Raw genomic sequence first — 18,869 nt, 5'->3', positions numbered from 1 at the left:
GCCCTTCGCTCGGGGTGGGACTCAACGACCGGACCGAGGCATGCGTGGCCTGTCCCCTGCTGAAACCAAAAGCTGTATCGTCCCGCCGCTCTCGTTTGTTCCGAAGCGGGAAGTTCGATTTCCAGCGATCCGTCTCCATTGGTGTGCACGGCCAGAACATCCAGATACTCACGACGGCTGTCTTTAGGCACTACAACTTGACGAGCGAAGTACGCTGCACCGGCGACGCCTGCAAGCAAAGCTACAGCGGAAGCAATAACTCCAACTCCTAAAGTCCTACGACTGGTTGCTGTCGGCATCGTCCGCCTCCTGGGCTCTCAGGCGTTCGTCGATCACTTGGCGGAGCTTCACCAGGGTTTCCGGAGAGATACCCTGCAACTGACGAGCGGCGAAGTTCCGCACACGTGACTCACGCAGGGCACGAAGAAGTTCCAGCTGAGCCTCTACAAGCTTTGGTATCTCGCCGGCATCATCCAAGAGGTAGTGACGGTCCACTCCAAAGAACTCTGCCAGGTTACGAAGCAGCACGGGATCGGTTGCCAGGGAGCTATCTCCGCTTCGCATGTAGGCCCACCGGGAGCGGGAAAGTGGCGTTCCACGCTTGGTCATGTGCCTGTTGATCTCGGGGTAAGTCAATGCTTCCGATCCCTCAGCCTCATAGAGGTCAAGAAGGAGGTTGAGCTTTCTTGCCAATCTGATCTGAGGGGTTTCGGACGAACCGTCATCATCCGTCATATCGCGCGTTCCCCCTTCCGCCTGCGAACGGAACCTTGACGCATGAAAGGTCCCGCCAGATAGTTCTCAACAGCGTTCAAGACCTTGAGGTCGTGAATGTCCAAGGAGCTGCCTAATCCGGGCTCAATTAAGAGTGCGTCCTGTACTTCAACAAGCATCCTATGGAGTCTTTGGGCCCGGTCCAGTTGCGTGATCATCTCAGTGCCTCGCACGAGCCGAACGTCTTGCCGTTTCTTGGTCGTCTTTTCCCAGATTCTCGTGAGGTCGCTAACGAGCTCCACTTCGGTCGCGGATTGCTGACGGCGGAGAACTCGACGCGCCACAGGCGGGATGGCCAGACCTACGCACAAGAAAACCATGGCAGCAACGAATGCCGCATCATAAATAGTCGAGACAGAACGCATAGCATTCAAGCGGCCCTGCAGGTGCAGAACGTCCATCACCAGAACCAGGATTACCAGGAAAACGGCAAAGACACAGCCAACTCCGATGAGAGTGAACGATGCGCGGAAGTACGGCCTAAACATGTCGCCGCGGAACCGGAAACATGTAATGCCGGTAACACTTACCACGAAGCCGATGTACAGGAACTGGACGGATGAATAGAAGGCGGCAGGCCACTGATCCCCGTAATCCGCCATGAAACGAGTGGAACTACCCTGAGTGACGATGGCACTGAAACTGGCTGCAAGGCCAACGATCACCCCGGCCAAGAGAATCATGCCGCCACCGTCTCGTTTCTCGGCCGTTCCGTCGGGCGTTGCCGCCCGAATGATTGCTCTCGAGAGGAAGTAGATTCCAACGACCATGGATACATTCGCGGCGAGGTCAACGAAGTTTCGACCGCCCAATAAGGAATCGACGCCTACATAGACCTGATCGATATTCAGCGTCAGCGCGACTGAAATCGTGATCGCGGCCGTCAGCACGCTCTGATCGCGGCGAACCCGGATTCCAGGGAGTAGACAAATGACGAGCAGCCAAATCAAAATTGCGGCCGCAACCTGGATCATTCGAAAACCGCCTCGAACGATCTTGGTTCCATAGCGCTGTTCCTGATTGCTGCTGCGAAGAGATCCGCGAGCGATTCCGCAGCGGCTTCCAAGTCATCAGCGAAGCTGCTCCTGGCAAGGACGCGTGAGACGAGACCCACGGAAAGGTTCGGGAACAGAACTTTCATGTAGTCGGCTGGCACGACTAGCTCGTCGTGCCTCAAGACCATGTGCCCGAGTTCGTGCAGGACAAACTGTTGCCGGTGCAGCCCAGATGGACTGACGGCGTGCAAGATTATGTCGACGTCGTCCGTGGACAGCCACAAACCACAGACCGATCCACCATTCAGTACTCCGGCAGCTTCGATCTGTATGGGCCGACGCCTGACACCTTCGACCACTTCGACGAGTCGTTCCAGGTTCAGATGGTTCGGGAGCGCCAAAGAGTCAAAGGCGTTAGCGGCGCGTTCTGCCGGCGACTGGCCTGAGGAATATGTGTAGTCGTCCATGAGCATCCCCAGTGATGCGTTCAACCTCGGCTCGTGGTGACCCAGCACAATGGCCTTATGCGTCTCACGAGCCCTCAATTCCATTGAACGCCTTCGCTCTGGACATGTCCAGAGCGAAGATGGAGCCTGCTATCTGGCGAGGGAAGACGAATCATCGGTGGCTGGAACGAGTACACCCTCCGGGACACACATCGTGTGTTCCAACTGACTCAGATACGGCTACGGAGACGCTAAGAGCCATGAGAACTCTGCGAGGCCGTGGAGCTTCGGCGGGCAGGAACCATTTGGCGGGAAGTGCTTGTAGGACGTCGGCGAGTGCTGAGCCTAAGGTTGGCCTTTCATTGCGATCGTCACTGACGGACCACGCCATTGACTCCTGTAGCCCACAGCCGCTGCGCCTTGCCATCCCGAAGTGGCTGCGGGCTTCAAAACGCCGAGCGCTGTTCATCTAATGTGCCCACCAAGGACTAAGTTTAGCAAGGTGCACCGCGACCGCGGCCCTATAGGCTTCTTCGGCACCCTTTAGCCCAGAGAGGTTTACTTCGGAGGTTGGGATCACCATGCTCGAATCTTCGGTGATCGGGGCTACTCGCCAAGCGTCCTTCATAGCTGTACCCGCCACAGCGCGCATCTGGTGTACCAGGTCGGCGTACTTACTCCCCACCACAGATGATTCCGCTGCCGTCCAGGCAAGGTAGTAGCTGAGCTTCTCCTGGGTTGCGCGGATCTGTTCGGAAATCCGCACCCGTTCCTCGGCCGGCTTATCGGCATTCCGCCGACGGATGACGTAGGGGTACTCCTTGTACTGCGCATACGCGGCAAAGGCTTCCGCGAAGACTGTGCGCACACGCGCTCTTTCTTCTTCCCGGCTCCTGCGACGGGCGAGGACGATGTTGATCGTTGCCGTCAGGAGAGCGGCGATGACTGCACTGGTGAGAAGGAGGGAAGGGCTAATGCTAAACATGGGAGCCGGTTTGATACTTTCTGTTAGTTCCTGCCTAGAACGGGGCGTGCGTGATTCCATCACCAGGCCATTCCCCGGTGCGTCGACACCATTCCTCTTTGACGAGATGGGCGGCGATGTGGCCGAGGAGAATTTCCGCGCCGTCCGTTGGCCACCATCGCGCACCTGGCGGATCGTAGGGATACCACATACACAAACTTTGATCCGCATATCGGTGAGGGGATTCTTGCGGGCCATCGGCGAATACCCTGGGCACGCCGGGTGATGCGGGAGAAAAGAAGATTTCTACACGCGTCAAGGGTAGATCTGGCGGTTGGATCGACAGCTGAAGGCCAAACCCGCCTCGGTAGGGGTATTGCGGCCGGATGCTACGCGCTGTGGGGTCGATTCGGCTAATCGCACGGAGAAAACTAATCCTTTTAGCCGGTGCTGCAAACCACGGCGGCTGACGCCAAGGCTGCTTGGCGGTCATCGTGGTTGTTCCCCATAGGAGCGGGTGGCAGGAATGACGGCAGTGCTGCCGATAAGGCCGAGTGTTGCTGCCGCAACTGGTTGGCGCCGAGCGAGTGACTGGGCGGCCGCCGCCAACCCCCGCGACTCTTCCGCGTCGACGTAGTTCCAAAAGACCCGGTTCAGGGCTGCACGCACCTCGGTTGCACTCGTGTCGTTTTCGAGCGCCGCTGCAAGCCCATCAGCGGCTTTCCGCAGGCGCCGCCGAACGTCGTCGACGGGACGGAGAAGTTTGAGGTTGGCAGAGACACCGAGAGGATCCGGCGTGGCCTGGTGGGATTCCAGCATGCTCGCTGCGCCACTGAAAAGGGAGTGGAGGCCGACGGCCACTCCCATGCCCGGATTGACGAATTGGTGCGCCCATACACTCAACTGGAATGAAGAAACGCCCGGGAACACAAATTGCATATTCCAGGCCTTGGCCAGACGGATGACTTTCCTGCGAATGGACCGTGGCGACGGATCAATGGAGTTGAGCAGGGCGACATGTCCCTCAGGGTCAGAAGGCTCCCAAGTGTTCTTTTTCAGGTTAGGAATCCAGAGCCCGCTGCCTTCTTTACGGGTTAAGGCAACAACCAGGTCGACAGTAGGATTCTGATCGCATACCGGCGCCCCGAACGTGACCTTTGGACCCCGTTTGGAGGTGTAGATGCGTGCGTTTGGATACTGTACGCGAATACGGGGACCAATTAGTTCACACAAGTCTTCGACGATCTCGAACGGCGGTTCGTTGCCGCCTTCCGGGCCAAGAGCCGGATAGAAACGGCGGTCGAGAACAACACCACCGTCTCCATCAGAGACGGGATTGATCATAGTGTGGGCAGCCAACGAGCCGCTTGCGTAGGTGCGTAGGCTGCCGTAAAGACCCGCCGCCGCATCGCGGACGAGCCTTAGGCGGTTCCGTGCTTCACCTAGCGCTTCCGGGTCGGCATCGATCTGTGTTCTGACGTCATTGAGGACATCTGCTGTAATTCCCACGGGAAAGCTCCTGTCAGTAGTTCCCTTTCAAAGCGGTCTCTTCACCGCCTTCATTGGGGGCTGACAGGACAACAGGGAAACTGTCCAAACTTCTCGTCAGTAGATTATTCGGCACAATCCCTACAGACTGAGTTCTCGCTCTCAAACTGAGATCTGGCCTTGAGCAAGAAACATTCCTGGCACAACCTGTCCTTGGCGAACCTACATTGACAATGGCCGTTCGGACAGCGCGCCTCCCCGCATTTTTGGCAGATGACCTTGGCCCGAAATCCGAGATTGCATTCCTCGCATCGGTCCCAGGCATCGGTGGCACGGTGGCTGGTGTTGGCCTGGGGCGGGGAAAATTTCTTCCATGCGGCACCGTGTTCGACCGCTAGTGCTAGAAGTAACCCATCGCACCACGCAGCCTGCCCATATAGCCGATTCGAGGAATGCCCGGTTGAGTACCATATCGTCGTATTGTCTCGGGCGATGACCTGATCCGACCCCGGGGCCTCGAGCGCTGCAGTTATGAGAGGGTTCCGAGACTGGTCCGATCCTCGGGCTGGGGGAAAAATACCGCCGCGGGAAGCAGCGAAGTTAACCGTTCCATCCGGGGCAAGCACCATAAATACGCCCGGGGCCGAAAGTTCGGCAGCCAACCGCACACAAATGGCTGCACGGGAGGCCTTGGTCTGGCGATGCAAGGCCAAGGCACTCCGGACGGTAAGACCTTCCGAATCAATCGACTCGGTGACCAGGTCCTCGGGTATGAGGACCCGAGCAGCAAACGCATCGCAGGCTGCGTCTTCGAAAGCTTCCGTATCCTCAGCCGAAAAAACTGCCTCGCCAAGGTCGGGGTCGGTCTGCTGCAAATGGTGACCAAGTTCATGCAGCAAGGTGAAGTGTTGCCTGCGGACGGAAACGGACTCAGCCACAACCAGTGTCGGCGGTGCGGACTTCCAGAGATAACCACCAGCGAGTGAACAGCCCAAGATAGCTTCGTCCGGTACCCTGGCAGCTTCGGATACCCTTCTAATCTGTACCTCGTCCCAGGAATCGATCTCTGCGAATGCATCGTGAGCAAGGACCTCGACAGAACCGGGGCGACGCGACTCCAGCACGTGCAGCATGTTCTGAACGTGGGTCTCGGTCTTCTCGAATATTCGGGACACTAAATCAGTCGCCTTCCCTGCCAAGTTGCTGTCTGCCACGGGCTATCGTGCGGAACCGATGTCGCCAGACGTCCGGGCCATTTCCTTTTTGACGGGCAGCCAAGCCGAAAGCTTCATATCCAAGGGATAGCCGTGCGGCGTCGTCATCTAGGTGTTGCTTCCTCACTTCGTCACGGATCAGTGCCCGCCATCGAGGCTGATCGAGCTCCACCATCAAATCCTCAGGAAGGGGCGAGGCTATGGACTGTACCTGTTCAATGCTGTTGCCCGTGTGATCTGCGATCAGCTTTGCTTCGTCGGGCCCGATCGGGTGTTTACCTCGAACTATGGCCATTGCCTGCTGCTGGGAAATGCCAAGGGCCTGCATGACAACTTTGAAGCTCAAGGGCGTCTCGCCGACTGGGCCTTTTGCTTGTTCAGTGGATTTTTCATGTGTCGCCTGCACGGCACTTTTTAGGGTCTCCAGCGAATCTTGGACTTCGGCCCGTAACCAATCCCTTGCCGTCGGAGAGATGAAATCGTTCGGATCTTGTCCGGTGTCCATAGGAGCAAGTCCGGTCTGATGGCCCTGCCCACAACTCAGTATTGATTCCAGGACGTCATTCACCGCCGATCCCAACGGACGATCAAGTGTCTTCAAGGGGAGCTCCATCACCATATCTGGCCAGACGGTCAATGGGACACCAAGAGAAGTTTCCGCAGTGCCAAGGAAGATTCCCGATTCTTCACGGGCTTCCGGTTCGAACAAGACAGGTACCACCGATACCCACCGGGAAGGGAACTCAGACGGGAGAATGAGAACGCATGTAACTTCCCCGGCCCACTCAGCCGACCAAATCTGACCGGATCTAACCTCAAAATCATCCGAATCGATGTCTGGCGCATTTCCACGCACTCGCCTGAGACTCTCGGGTGCTGTTGCTTCCCCCGCCAGTGCGAGCAATCGGTCCCATGTGTTTCTATCCACGTTCATGTACTTTGACCTCCATCTGAGTCAGACAGGACAAGCCCCTCGTCGTCCACGCTGGTGCCTTCATGTATGCCGCTCAAGTCCAGAACTTCAGCAAGCACTAAACGTGCTTCCGGCTCATTCCCTGCCCTTTCAAGGAGCTTGACCCTCAGTTCCCGAAGCCGCACATAAGCGGAGCTGCGGCCACACCCGAGAATTGCCGCGGCGGCAGGGGGATCGTCCAGCACTAGCAGCAATCGCCGATCGACCGACGAGAGCGATCCGTAGATCTCGGCTGCCAGCCGCGAATGATCCATCATGGTTTGGCGTTGCTCAATCTGCTCCTCGGGCAGAAGCATGTCGGAGGGAACCGAAAAGGCCTCATCATCATATTGAACCTCGTCTGAGTCAGGCGGCTCCACACGTTGAGGGTCGAGAATGTGCGGAAAACGATGCGCCAGTACCTGCACAATCACGCTGACATGTAAGCCGCCGCCTGCGGCGAGGAAGAGTTCCTCAAGAAGGAGCTCAAGTTCGCCGGCCCTTCCAAGCTGAACTCGTTTCACAGTACTGTTCGTCGCAACAAAGAACGTAACGTAGACCTTATTGGCGACCCGCTTGAGTTCATTTACGTCAACACCCGCAGCTTCGGAAGGGCCGTGCGTGAGCTTCCAGAAATGGGCTGGGGAGCACTTTTCAAAACGCTTGTCCCGCTGGAGACGCTTTTCCACCCGGTCACGGAGGGCACCCATAGCGGTCTGGTCATTAGCATTGATCAGCCAGTTCCTCAGCCACTGCCTAACGATCTTCCCCACTGATTCATCCGATGCGGCGGTGGCGACCAGTTTAGCTGTGAGGGCATTGCCGCGGTCAGCGAAGAACTCCAAAGCATAGTCCTCCTCGGACATCGCGCGGTCCGCTCGCAGCGCAGGAAATCGCTGAAGTTCTTCACCGGCCAGGCGAAGAAGGAGCTTGAGTGCCTCAGGGCCGAATCCCCCGCGGGACTGCAGTTCCCGAAGAATCGGTGACGTAGCCGCTAGCGACACTATTTTCCTCCTTCCAGCCCTCAGGGTGACGGGATTCCAAGCCCGAAGCCTGCCCCAGATCACACTGCACCGTTCGCCCCCCGACGCGCGAATAAAGTCTCGGGTCATCTTCCACTCTATTGTTCCGCATCGCTCGGTAGACGCCGCGTTATCCCGCGCCTCTGGCGATCCGCCCCAGGCCAGTAGAAGTGCAGATTACCCTGCTGGCGTATCTCCAGTCGGACGGACCGTTCTAGGCTGGAGGGTGGGTGGCCGGGAAGATCCATGCGCTCGGTGCAACCTCCACGGCGCGTACGAGCTGAATTGGGATGGTGCCTTTACCTAGGTCGCCAACGGGTGTCACATGAGCGATCAGAATGTCTCGAAACGCGCTGGTGCCAGACTCTAGTTTCCACACGCAAACGCGGTGGATACATCCGCGCCTTGCCCCAGACTGAGATGTGCATCGTCCTCCGCGTTCCGCTGAGGCTGAGTGAGGATGTCTCCACCGAGTAGAGTCTCATCGGCCCGTAGCCGAGGCCGGCCGTTGGGGAAGATGCGGTTTCAGAGGTTTTGTGGATGCTGGATTAATCAGCCGCCCCGTCGTGAAAGCAGCAAGTTTGCTCGAAATCTGGCGATCGCGAAAAGAGCATCTGTCATGTCCCCAAGGACATGCCATTGCATGAAATAGAAAGCCCGAACGACCACGATCGGACAGACCATGGACTTGGAATTTTTCGAACCTGCTGAAGCTGCGGCGCTGATGCGCTGTAGCGAAGGGTGGCTTCGTGACGGCGCTGCTGCGGGGCGCTTCCCACACGCCTGCTGGGGCAAGGGGAAGATCGTCTTTACGTCCGAGCACATCGCGGAGATCGCCAGGATTAGCGAGATATTGCCCGGGTGCCACCAGGCACCCGATGTCCGTGAGCGAAGCAGCACCAACACTCGGATCATTGGGACTAGAGCCCGCAACCGCATGGCATCGTAGGCACCACGAGAAGCCAAGCCGCTCACCGCATAAACGCCGACACCGAGCGCTCGGTCGCATCCGCACCAGCCTGCAGCGCTTCCGGCATCAGGTGGCCATAAACGCCCTCTGTAGTCCTCGTCGAAGCGTGCCCCAGCCGACGCGAGATCGTGAAGATAGGGACGCCGTCCTGAATCAACCACGAGGCATGCGTGTGCCGTAGATCGTGAATTCGTGGATTCTTCCTCAGGCCGCGTTCCTGGGCAGCTTTGACCGCCGGCATCCAGTAGTGGTGCCAGTACAGCTTGTGAACAATCCGCTCACCTTTGGGTGTTGTGAAAAGCAAGTCACCACCAAGGCGGCCAGCTACCAAGGGAATCAAGAGGTCCACCAGTCCAGGGTTCAGCCCAATAGTCCTCTTGCCTGCGCCGGTCTTCGTCGGCCCTATGTAGAACTGGTTCTGCCCGTCCCGTTTCCACGCCTTATTGATCCGAGCGGTCGCCGGTTTGCCCAGCAGATCAATGTCCGCGACGGTCAGCGCCGTGGCTTCCCCAAAGCGGGTCCCGGTCATGACCAGGAAGTTAGTGAAGTCCTTGTACCGCTCCCCCATGCCGTCCATGATCAACCCAAACTCAGCATGGGTGAGGAACATCATTTCATCCTCAGCCTTCTCGACGCTCGGCAGCTGCACGCCGCGGCATGGATTGCGCGTGATGTAGCCGAGCATCTCGGCAGTGTTCATCGACGCGGAAATCAGGCCGTGCACGTTCTTGATCGTCTTCGGTGAGCGGCCCTTGGCCATCATCGACTTCACCCAATAGGCAATCATCCGGTAATCCAGCTTGTCGACAGGGACGTGCCCGATGACCTTCTTCACATGAAGATCAAGCATTGTCTGATATGTCTTGACGGTCCCGCTCGACGGCCGGATCAGGAGGTCGATGTGCTCCTGAATGACTTCGCCAACCGTGGGTATCTTCGCCCTATTGTCCAGAAGCGCCTGCTGGGCAATCTCGAATGATTGGCCGTTCGCATCGAGTAACCGCTTGAGCGTTTCAGCCTCATGCGCGGAGTCGACAGTGATGCCCTGCTGCTTCCGGATCTTGGGGTCGCGCCAGACCACCATGAAGGACGAAGAGCCGTCCTTTTTGACGCGTTTCCGGATACTAGCCACATAAAAATGCTAGTTCCGTGTCAACAGATTTGGGGGTTTTGTCAACAGTCAGGGGCCATATAGGCCCCTGACCTGCGACAACACGGTGCCCGAGGTGGGACTCGAACCCACACACCTTTCGATACTGCATTTTGAGTGCAGCGCGTCTGCCAATTCCGCCACTCGGGCGCGGATTACCGGGAAGTTAATTCTCGCTGACTGCTCTCATTTCTGTGAGCAACGCGATCCTTTCCCAGCACGCGAAACTACTCTACATGCAGATAGGCTGATTCAAAGAACCGGGCACGCTGATGCAACAAAAACCAGCCATCAAAGAGTCCACACTAAGATGGACATGAACCCGCCGAACCTTTTCAAGGAGATCCCGTGACCGAACAGACGGAGTCCACGTCCACAGCCCAGCCGGCCCGACGCGTTGTCGTAGCCGAGGATGAGACCCTCATCCGCCTGGACATTATCGAGATTTTGAAGGGCGAGGGGTACGACGTCGTCGGCGAGGCAGACAACGGCGAGAAAGCTGTGCAGCTGGCTGAAGAGCTCAAGCCTGACCTTGTCCTCATGGATGTGAAGATGCCCGTCATGGACGGCATCTCGGCGGCTGAGAAGATCGTCAAAGCACGCATTGCACCTGTTGTCCTGCTGACCGCTTTCAGCCAGAAGGAATTGGTGGAGCGCGCACGCGACGCCGGTGCCATGGCTTACGTCGTCAAGCCGTTCTCCCCCGCGGACCTGATCCCGGCCATTGAGATCGCGTTGTCCCGCCACGAGGAAATCAAGGCTCTTGAGAACGAGGTTTCCGATCTTCAGGAGCAGTTCGCTACGCGCAAGCTTGTAGAGCGCGCCAAGAGCCTCCTGACCACCAAGATGGGCCTGACGGAGCCTGAGGCTTTCCGCTGGATCCAGAAGACCTCCATGGACCGTCGCCTCAGCATGCGTGAGGTTGCCGAAACCATCATCAACCAGGTCAACTGACACCAAGCAACAAACGACGGCGGCCGCTCACCTCACGCGAGGTGGGCGGCCGCCGTCGTACTCACTCAAAAACTGAACAAAGCAAAACGGGCCCCACCAACCGGCGGGACCCGTTCCGTTTAAGACCGGAAGACTATGCCTTGGTCTTGGACTTCTTTTCAGGCCACGGGCCAACAGGCTCCTTGCGCGACGAGTCCACGGTGGACGTGTCGGCGAGGTCGCCTACCTTGTGGACCTTCAGCGAGTTGGTGGAACCGGCCTGTCCTGGAGGCGAACCGGCTGCGATGACCACCAGGTCGCCTTCCTCCACAAGCTTCATGTCCAGAAGGCTGCGGTCAACCTGCGCGGTCATTTCGTCGGTGTGGCCCACGGTGGGGACCAGTACCGGCTGAATGCCCCAGGTGAGTGCCAGCTGGTTCCAGACGTGCTCCACCGGAGTGAAGGCGAAGACGGGCTTGACGGGACGCAGACGCGAGAGGCGTCGTGCCGAGTCGCCGGACTGGGTGAAAGTACAGATGTACTTCGCGTCCAGCTGGTCGGCGATTTCGACGGCGGCACGGGTGATGGCGCCACCACGGGTCTTGGGCTTGGTGCCCAGCGGGGGTACGCGCTCAAGACCGTGCACTTCGGTGGACTCGATGATCCTGGCCATGACCTTGACGGTCTCAATGGGGTACTGGCCCACAGAGGTTTCGCCGGACAGCATGACTGCGTCGGCGCCGTCGAGGACTGCGTTGGCGCAGTCGGAAGCCTCGGCGCGTGTCGGACGCGGGTTGTCGATCATGGATTCGAGGACCTGGGTGGCCACGATGACGGGCTTGGCCCAGCGGCGTGCCAGTTCAATGGCGCGCTTCTGGACGATCGGGACCTCTTCAAGCGGCAGTTCCACACCGAGGTCGCCACGGGCAACCATGATGGCATCGAAGGCGTCGATGATTTCGTGGAGCTGCTCCACGGCCTGTGGCTTCTCGATCTTGGCGATCACCGGTACGCGGCGGCCTTCTTCATCCATGATCTCGTGGACGCGCTTGATGTCTGAAGCATCACGCACGAACGAGAGGGCGATGAGGTCAGCGCCACGCTTGAGGGCCCAACGGAGGTCGTCCTCATCCTTTTCGCTCAAGGCGGGGACGTTGACGGCAACACCGGGCAGGTTGATGCCCTTGTTGTTGGAGACCTTGCCGCCGACGGTCACGACAGTGACCACCTTGACGTCGTCTACTTCTACGGCACGCAGTGCCACCTTGCCGTCATCAATGAGCAGGGCGTCGCCCACGTTGACGTCTTCGGTAAGGCTCTTGAGTGTGGTGGAGCAGATGTCCTTGGTGCCGGGGACATCTTCGGTGGTGATGGTGAAGGTGTCACCGACGGCCAACTCGTGGGGTCCGTCAACAAAACGGCCAAGACGGATCTTGGGTCCCTGGAGGTCGGCCATGATGGCCACAGGCTTGCCGAGCTGGGCGGCAGCCTTGCGGACATTTTCGTAGGTGATGTCATGCACGGAGTAGTCGCCGTGGCTCATGTTCATGCGAGCAACGTCGACGCCGGCCTCCAGCACCGCGAGGGTGTTCTCGAAGCTGGAGATAGCCGGGCCGAAAGTTGCCACAATTTTCGCGCGTCTCATATACCTACCCTAAGTAGTCATGCTGATTGAGTAAAAGAAGTGTTCCTGCCGGCGCTATAAGACCGCTATCGCCCGGTCGGTGGGGGCGACCGGTGCCGGGAGGATGGTGCTTCCCATCAGGAACCTGTCCACTGCAGCCGCGCAAGCACGGCCTTCCGCAATGGCCCACACAATCAGTGACTGGCCACGCCCGGCATCACCGGCAACAAACACTCCCTCAGTGTTTGTCATGTAGTAGCCGTCGCGGGCAACGTTGCCCCGACCGTCGAATTCTGCACTGACCTGCTCCGTGATACCCGCCGGCTCAGCACCGGTAAAGCCAAGGCTCAAGAACACAAGGTCAGCTGGAATGATTCGTTCTGTACCGGCCTTGGGCAGGCGTTTGCCGTCCACGAACTCGGTTTCAGCAACTTTGACGCCGGTGAGTTTGCCGTTTTCTCCAACGAACTCAACCGTTGATGCAAGGTAGGTACGCTCGCCGCCTTCTTCGTGGGCGCTGGCGACCTCGAACAAGGTGGGGAACGTCGGCCACGGCTGGTGGGTGGCACGTTCGGCGGGCGGCTGCTGGCCGATCGCGAGCGTGGTCACTGACGCGGCCTGGTGGCGGTGTGCGGTGCCGATGCAGTCAGCACCGGTATCGCCACCACCGAGGATAACCACGTGCTTACCGCGGGCATCAATGTGGTTTTCGGGGTTCTCCCCCGCCACCATACGGTTTGAAGGCACCAGGTAATCCATGGCGAAATGGACGCCCTCAAGATCACGGCCCGGGATGGGCAGGTCGCGCGGTACGGTGGCTCCGGTGGCGACAACAACGGCGTCGTAACGGCGACGCAGCTGCTCCCAGGTGACATCCGTACCAACAGCGACGCCGGTCCGGAAGCGGGTGCCTTCGGCCTTCATCTGCTCGAGGCGGCGGTCAACCTGTTCCTTCTCCATCTTGAAGTCGGGGATGCCGTAGCGGAGCAGTCCGCCAATCTTGTCGTCGCGCTCGTACACGGCAACGGTGTGGCCCACACGGGTCAACTGCTGTGCCACGGCCAGGCCTGCGGGACCGGAACCCACTACAGCTACCGTCTTGCCGGTGAGGCGCGTCGGAGGCAGAGGCTGGACCCAGTCGTTGTCAAAGGCTTGGTCGATGATCGAAACTTCAACCTGCTTGATGGTCACGGCAGGCTGGTTGATGCCCAGCACGCAGGACGCCTCGCAGGGTGCAGGGCACAGGCGCCCTGTGAACTCCGGGAAGTTGTTTGTAGCGTGAAGGCGCTCAATCGCTTCTTCACCCTTGTCCCGCCACACGAGGTCGTTCCACTCGGGAATCAGGTTACCCAGCGGGCAGCCCTGGTGACAGAACGGAACGCCGCAATCCATGCAGCGACCGGCCTGGCTCTTCAGGACGCCCTTTTCCTGGGCTTCGTAAACTTCTTTCCAGTCCATGATGCGGACGGGAACGGGACGGCGTGGCTGCGTCTCGCGCTGCCGGACTTTCAAAAATCCGCGTGGATCAGCCACCGGTTACCTCCAGGATTCGAGACCATACTTCTTCGCCATCGGGGTCAAGGCCCTCTTCGATGGCGTCGAGACGGGTTTGCAGGACTGCGGCGTAATCGCGCGGCAGTACTTTGGTGATGCGGGCGGCGGTGTCGTCGAAGTTCTCGAGCAGACGGCCGGCCAGGACGGATTCGGTTTCCTCGACGTGCTTGGTGAGCAGGCCGTGAACAATGTCGCGGTCCTCGGCGTCGAGCTCCAGGAGCTGGAGTTCACCGGTATCAAGGGCCATCTTGTTGACGCGCTCAGGCTGCAGGTCCAGCACGTAAGCGGTTCCACCGGACATGCCGGCACCGAAGTTGCGGCCGGTGCGGCCGATGATCAGCGTCTGGCCACCTGTCATGTACTCGCAACCGTGATCGCCAATACCTTCGACGACGGCGGTCGCACCGGAGTTACGGACCAGGAAGCGTTCGCCCACCTGCCCACGCAGGAACATTTCACCGCTGGTGGCGCCGTACCCAATGACGTTGCCGGCTATGACGTTGCGCTCAGCCTGGAACACGTTGGTGCGGTCCGGGCGGACGATGATGCGTCCGCCGGAGAGACCCTTGCCAACGTAGTCGTTGGAATCGCCGAACATGCGCAGCGTAATGCCGGCAGGCAGGAACGCGCCCAGGGACTGGCCCGCGGTGCCATTGAGGGTGACATCGATGGTGTCTGTGGCCAGAACATCGATGCCAAAGGTCTTGGTCACCACGTGGCCGAGCATCGTACCCACGGAACGGTCCGTGTTGATGACGTCCAGGGTGATCTTGACCGGCATGCGGTCGCTGAGCGCTTCCTGTGCCATGGTGATCAGGCGCTGGTCGAAGTGCTTGTCCAGCTCGTGGTTCTGGCCGGTCATGTTGCGCAGCGGCACGTCGTCGTCGAACTCCAGCCCGTGCAGGATGGGGTCCAGGTCCAGCCCTTCGGCCTTCCAGTGATTGATCGCTTCGCGGGTGTCCAGAACCTCAGCGTGACCGATTGCCTCTTCCAAGGTGCGGAAGCCAAGCTCGGCCAGGATTTCGCGGACTTCTTCTGCCAGGAACTCGAAGAAGTTGACCACGAACTCGGGCTTGCCGTTGAACCGTGAGCGGAGTTCAGGGTTCTGCGTTGCAACACCCACCGGACAGGTGTCCAGGTGGCAGACGCGCATCATGATGCAGCCCGAAACCACCAGCGGAGCAGTAGCGAAACCGTATTCCTCGCCACCCAGGAGGGCAGCAATGACAACGTCGCGGCCGGTCTTGAGCTGGCCATCAACCTGAACCACCACACGGTCGCGGAGACCATTGAGCATCAGGGTCTGCTGGGTCTCGGCGAGGCCAAGTTCCCACGGCACACCCGCATGCTTGAGGGAGTTCAGCGGCGAGGCGCCGGTACCGCCGTCGTGACCTGAAACAAGCACGACGTCGGCCTTCGCCTTGGTGACGCCGGACGCCACCGTGCCGATCCCGACTTCCGAAACCAGCTTCACATGAACACGGGCCGAAGGGTTGGCGCGCTTGGCATCATAGATGAGCTGCGCAAGGTCTTCGATCGAGTAGATGTCGTGGTGCGGAGGCGGCGAAATAAGTCCGACGCCGGGGGTCGAGTGCCGTGTCCGGGCTACCCAGGGGTAGACCTTCTGCGCCATCAGCTGGCCACCCTCGCCGGGCTTGGCACCTTGGGCCATCTTGATCTGGATGTCGTCGGCGTTGGTCAGGTACAAGCTGGTGACACCGAAGCGGCCGGATGCGATCTGCTTGATGGCAGAGCGGCGCTCCGGATCCAGCAGGCGGTCAACGTCCTCGCCACCTTCACCTGTGTTGGACTTGGCGCCCAGCCGGTTCATGGCGATTGCGAGGGTCTCGTGGGCTTCCTTGGAGATGGAGCCATAGCTCATGGCACCCGTGGAGAAACGCTTGACGATGCTGGAGACGGGTTCCACTTCTTCAAGCGGAACGGCCGGACGGACGCCGTCCTTGAACTTGAGGAGCCCGCGGAGGGTCATCAGGTTCTCGGACTGATCGTCAATGCCCTTGGTGTAGGACTTGAAGATGTCGTAGCGGCGTTCACGCGTGGCGTGCTGCAGGCGGAACACCGTCTCCGGGTTGAAGAGGTGCGGTTCGCCATCGCGGCGCCATTGGTACTCGCCGCCACCGAGCAACGGCTGGTGCGGATGCTCGATGCCGCCTTCCGGGTACGCCATCTGGTGGCGTGCCGAAACCTCGGCCGCGATGACATCCAGGCCTACGCCGCCCAACTGGGAGTGCGTGCCGGAGAAGAATTCGTCCACGAGCTCCTGGGACAAGCCAAGGGCCTCGAAGGTCTGGGCGCCTGTGTAGGAAGCCACAGTGGAAATGCCCATCTTGGACATGATCTTCAGGACACCCTTGCCGAGGCCCTTGATGAGGTTGTACACGCCGTCTTCAGCGGTAACGCCTGTGACGTCGCCGTTGGAGATCAGCTGTTCCACCGATTCCATGGCCAGGTACGGGTTGACGGCAGATGCACCGTAACCGATGAGCACTGCGACGTGGTGCGTCTCGCGGACGTCGCCGGCTTCAACCACGAGGGCTGTCTTGGTGCGGTTGGCACTGCGGAGCAGGTGGTGGTGGACTGCGCTGACCAGCAGGAGCGACGGAATGGGAGCCCACTGCGCGTTCGAGTCACGGTCTGACAGCACAACGTACTGCACGCCGCGGTTGATCGCACCGGAGACCTGCTCGCAGATCTCGGTCAGGCGTGCACGCAGTGCCGCTTCTCCACCTTCGGGGCGGTAAAGGCCACGGACCTTCATGGCGATGCGATCGCCGTCGGGCGTTTCGATGTTGGCGATCTTGGCGAGCTGATCGTTGTTGATCACCGGGAACGGCAGGGAGATCTGCGGCTGGCGGACCTGCTTGCCATCCAGGAGGTTGCCGTTGGGACCGATGGCACACGTCAGCGAAGTGACCAGCTCTTCGCGGATAGCGTCCAGCGGCGGGTTGGTGACCTGCGCGAAGGACTGCACGAAGTAGTCGAACAAGAGACGCGGGCGCTTGGAGAGCACAGCCACCGGAGTATCCGATCCCATAGCGCCCAGAGGCTCGGCACCTGTGCGGGACATCGGCCCCAGCAGGATCTTCAGTTCTTCAGTGGTGTAACCAAACGTGCGCTGACGGATGTTCACCGATGCTGCCGTGTGAACCACGTGCTCGCGCTCGGGGAGCTCGTTGATGTCGATCAGGTTCTCTTTGAGCCATTCAGCCCAGGGATTGGCAGCAGCCACCTCGGCCTTGACCTCGGCGTCGTCAATGATGCGGCCCGCTTCGGTGTCCACCAGGAACATCTTGCCCGGGGCAACGCGGCCCTTCTTGACCACGTTGGAAGGCTCAACCTCGATCACGCCAACTTCGGAGGCGAAGATGATGAGGCCGTCTTCGGTGATCCAGTAACGTCCAGGGCGCAGGCCGTTGCGGTCCAGCGTGGCGCCAACGAGGTTGCCGTCAGTGAAGGAAACAGCTGCAGGACCATCCCACGGCTCCATGAGCAGGGAGTGGTATTCGTAGAACGCGCGGCGTGCGGGATCCATGGTGGCGTGGTTCTCCCACGCTTCCGGGATCATCATCATGATGGAGTGCGTGATGGGCCGGCCGGAGAGCCAAAGGAGCTCAGCTACTTCGTCGAAGGAAGCTGAGTCCGAGGCACCAGGGGTGCAGATGGGGTACAGCTCTTCGGGGACTGGGCCCAGCAGCGGGCTGGCCAGCTGCGACTGACGGGCACGCATCCAGTTGCGGTTGCCCTTGACCGTGTTGATCTCACCGTTGTGGGCGATGGTGCGGAAAGGCTGCGCCAACGGCCAGGACGGGAACGTATTGGTGGAGAAGCGGGAGTGGACGATTGCGAGCTTCGTCTTGAAGCGCTTGTCCGAGAGGTCCGGGTAGAACGGCTCCAACTGAGCGGTGGTCAGCATGCCCTTGTACACAATGGTGCGGGAGGACAGCGACGGGAAGTACACGCCGAACTTGTTCTGGGCGCGCTTGCGGATGCGCCAGGCGCGGGAGTCCAGCTCGTTGTGCTCAAGCTGCTCACCGGTAGCGGAGGCAAAGAACGGCTGGGAGAAGTACGGCATGCACGCCCGGGCCATGGCACCCACGAGGTCTGCGACCACGGGAACCTCACGCCAGCCAAGAACCGTCAGGCCCTCGTCAGCTGCAAGCGCTTCAATGCCGGCCTTGGCCGTCTCTGCTTCGCGGGACTCAGCGGGAAGGAAGGCGGTGCCCACCACATACTGGCCCGGAGCAGGGAGTTCGAATTCGGTGACGGCCCGGAAGAACTCGTCCGGAACCTGCATGAGCAGGCCCGCACCGTCGCCGGTTCCTTCGTCGGCGCCCACGGCGCCGCGGTGTTCGAGATTGCGGAGGGCGGTCAAGGCCGCTTCCACGATGTCGTATCCCGGTTCCCCGCGGAGCGTGGCAATAATGGCCAGGCCGCAGGCGTCCTTCTCCTTGTCAGGGTTGTAAAGACCCTGAGCCTCCGGGAGCGCGGCAAAGCGCTTGAATGGAGACATGGCACCCTGAGGTTCGATATTTTCGGACCAACCGGGGTTATGAAGATGGGTCATGGGAGACGTCCTTCCTCGGAATCGTGCGTATGGAAGGGACAACGTTGGCCCCACCTTGCCTGCCCTGTGACGGGCACAACAAAGCGCTAGTAATTGGAATTGTAGGCCAGCCGATCCAGCGCAACGAACAGTTACGCAGACCTCTGGCCCCGGCTTGACCAGTGAACATCGGTATGCTGCGGTCCGGTTTCCGGGGTG

Annotated in this window: 14 protein-coding genes and 1 tRNA gene; 2 read left to right on the top strand and 13 right to left on the bottom strand. The window is 59.8% G+C overall.

What is annotated here, in order from left to right; genetic code table 11:
- Positions 1 to 276: 276 nt before the first annotated feature.
- The 8 genes from CQ020_RS05710 to CQ020_RS05675 all read right to left on the bottom strand — a co-directional run bounded on the left by CQ020_RS05710 (position 277) and on the right by CQ020_RS05675 (position 7,699).
- Positions 277 to 735 (bottom strand): hypothetical protein, encoded by a 459-nt coding sequence (locus CQ020_RS05710; protein WP_105690937.1) that lies wholly within the window; start codon positions 733 to 735, stop codon positions 277 to 279.
- Positions 732 to 1,748 (bottom strand): hypothetical protein, encoded by a 1,017-nt coding sequence (locus CQ020_RS05705; RefSeq protein WP_105690936.1) that lies wholly within the window; start codon positions 1,746 to 1,748, stop codon positions 732 to 734. Before CQ020_RS05705 ends, CQ020_RS05710 begins: the two co-directional genes overlap by 4 nt.
- Positions 1,745 to 2,320 (bottom strand): hypothetical protein, encoded by a 576-nt coding sequence (locus CQ020_RS05700; protein WP_105690935.1) that lies wholly within the window; start codon positions 2,318 to 2,320, stop codon positions 1,745 to 1,747. Before CQ020_RS05700 ends, CQ020_RS05705 begins: the two co-directional genes overlap by 4 nt.
- Before the next feature lie 364 nt (positions 2,321 to 2,684).
- Positions 2,685 to 3,200 (bottom strand): hypothetical protein, encoded by a 516-nt coding sequence (locus CQ020_RS05695; protein ID WP_105690934.1) that lies wholly within the window; start codon positions 3,198 to 3,200, stop codon positions 2,685 to 2,687.
- Between the two features lie 468 nt (positions 3,201 to 3,668).
- Positions 3,669 to 4,688, bottom strand: a complete 1,020-nt coding sequence (locus CQ020_RS05690; RefSeq protein WP_105690933.1) for a hypothetical protein — start codon at positions 4,686 to 4,688, stop codon at positions 3,669 to 3,671.
- 104 nt (positions 4,689 to 4,792) lie between these two features.
- Complete coding sequence (locus CQ020_RS24715; RefSeq protein WP_105691070.1) at positions 4,793 to 5,800, bottom strand: ImmA/IrrE family metallo-endopeptidase; 1,008 nt, start codon at positions 5,798 to 5,800, stop codon at positions 4,793 to 4,795.
- Positions 5,801 to 5,846: 46 nt separating this feature from the next.
- A complete protein-coding gene (locus CQ020_RS05680; protein WP_146116625.1) occupies positions 5,847 to 6,482 on the bottom strand; it encodes a hypothetical protein in 636 nt (211 codons plus the stop codon).
- 329 nt (positions 6,483 to 6,811) lie between these two features.
- A complete protein-coding gene (locus tag CQ020_RS05675; RefSeq protein ID WP_146116624.1) occupies positions 6,812 to 7,699 on the bottom strand; it encodes a hypothetical protein in 888 nt (295 codons plus the stop codon).
- An 838-nt stretch (positions 7,700 to 8,537) separates the two neighbouring features.
- Between CQ020_RS05675 and CQ020_RS05670 the strand changes: the two genes are divergently transcribed.
- Positions 8,538 to 8,804, top strand: coding sequence for a hypothetical protein (locus tag CQ020_RS05670; RefSeq protein ID WP_105690930.1), 267 nt, complete (start codon positions 8,538 to 8,540; stop codon positions 8,802 to 8,804).
- A 22-nt stretch (positions 8,805 to 8,826) separates the two neighbouring features.
- Here CQ020_RS05670 and CQ020_RS05665 read toward each other — a convergent pair whose 3' ends face one another.
- Positions 8,827 to 9,909 (bottom strand): site-specific integrase, encoded by a 1,083-nt coding sequence (locus CQ020_RS05665; RefSeq protein WP_258141722.1) that lies wholly within the window; start codon positions 9,907 to 9,909, stop codon positions 8,827 to 8,829.
- A gap of 134 nt (positions 9,910 to 10,043) precedes the next feature.
- Positions 10,044 to 10,125 (bottom strand) — tRNA-Leu (locus tag CQ020_RS05660).
- A 198-nt stretch (positions 10,126 to 10,323) separates the two neighbouring features.
- Between CQ020_RS05660 and CQ020_RS05655 the strand changes: the two genes are divergently transcribed.
- On the top strand, positions 10,324 to 10,929 hold the full coding sequence (locus CQ020_RS05655; protein WP_011774540.1) for an ANTAR domain-containing response regulator: 606 nt from the start codon (positions 10,324 to 10,326) through the stop codon (positions 10,927 to 10,929).
- A 133-nt stretch (positions 10,930 to 11,062) separates the two neighbouring features.
- On the opposite strand, the gene pyk is transcribed toward CQ020_RS05655, so the two are convergent.
- From pyk to gltB, 3 genes are read right to left on the bottom strand one after another with little or no spacing between them, the layout of a single operon-like run.
- On the bottom strand, positions 11,063 to 12,553 hold the full coding sequence (gene pyk / locus CQ020_RS05650; protein WP_105690928.1) for a pyruvate kinase: 1,491 nt from the start codon (positions 12,551 to 12,553) through the stop codon (positions 11,063 to 11,065).
- Between the two features lie 54 nt (positions 12,554 to 12,607).
- A complete protein-coding gene (locus tag CQ020_RS05645) occupies positions 12,608 to 14,065 on the bottom strand; it encodes a glutamate synthase subunit beta (RefSeq protein WP_105690927.1) in 1,458 nt (485 codons plus the stop codon).
- Entirely contained in the window at positions 14,058 to 18,671 is a 4,614-nt protein-coding gene (gene gltB / locus CQ020_RS05640) for a glutamate synthase large subunit (protein WP_105690926.1), read from the bottom strand. The genes CQ020_RS05645 and gltB overlap by 8 nt, the downstream gene beginning before the upstream one ends.
- Positions 18,672 to 18,869 lie beyond the last annotated feature (198 nt).

The sequence above is a fragment of the Arthrobacter sp. MYb23 genome (assembly GCF_002979775.1).
GTDB lineage: Bacteria > Actinomycetota > Actinomycetes > Actinomycetales > Micrococcaceae > Arthrobacter.
Note: the sequence above shows the minus strand (reverse complement) of the source record. Positions and strands in the feature narration are given on the sequence as shown.

Coding starts and splice junctions, on each gene's coding strand:
- CQ020_RS05705 (WP_105690936.1), bottom strand. CDS start 1,748: ATGATCCAGGTTGCGGCCGCAATTTTGATTTGGCTGCTCGTCATTTGT.
- CQ020_RS05695 (WP_105690934.1), bottom strand. CDS start 3,200: ATGTTTAGCATTAGCCCTTCCCTCCTTCTCACCAGTGCAGTCATCGCC.
- CQ020_RS05670 (WP_105690930.1), top strand. CDS start 8,538: ATGGACTTGGAATTTTTCGAACCTGCTGAAGCTGCGGCGCTGATGCGC.
- CQ020_RS24715 (WP_105691070.1), bottom strand. CDS start 5,800: ATGCTGCACGTGCTGGAGTCGCGTCGCCCCGGTTCTGTCGAGGTCCTT.
- gltB (WP_105690926.1), bottom strand. CDS start 18,671: ATGACCCATCTTCATAACCCCGGTTGGTCCGAAAATATCGAACCTCAG.
- CQ020_RS05665 (WP_258141722.1), bottom strand. CDS start 9,909: ATGGTGGTCTGGCGCGACCCCAAGATCCGGAAGCAGCAGGGCATCACT.
- CQ020_RS05700 (WP_105690935.1), bottom strand. CDS start 2,320: ATGGAATTGAGGGCTCGTGAGACGCATAAGGCCATTGTGCTGGGTCAC.
- pyk (WP_105690928.1), bottom strand. CDS start 12,553: ATGAGACGCGCGAAAATTGTGGCAACTTTCGGCCCGGCTATCTCCAGC.
- CQ020_RS05710 (WP_105690937.1), bottom strand. CDS start 735: ATGACGGATGATGACGGTTCGTCCGAAACCCCTCAGATCAGATTGGCA.
- CQ020_RS05675 (WP_146116624.1), bottom strand. CDS start 7,699: ATGTCCGAGGAGGACTATGCTTTGGAGTTCTTCGCTGACCGCGGCAAT.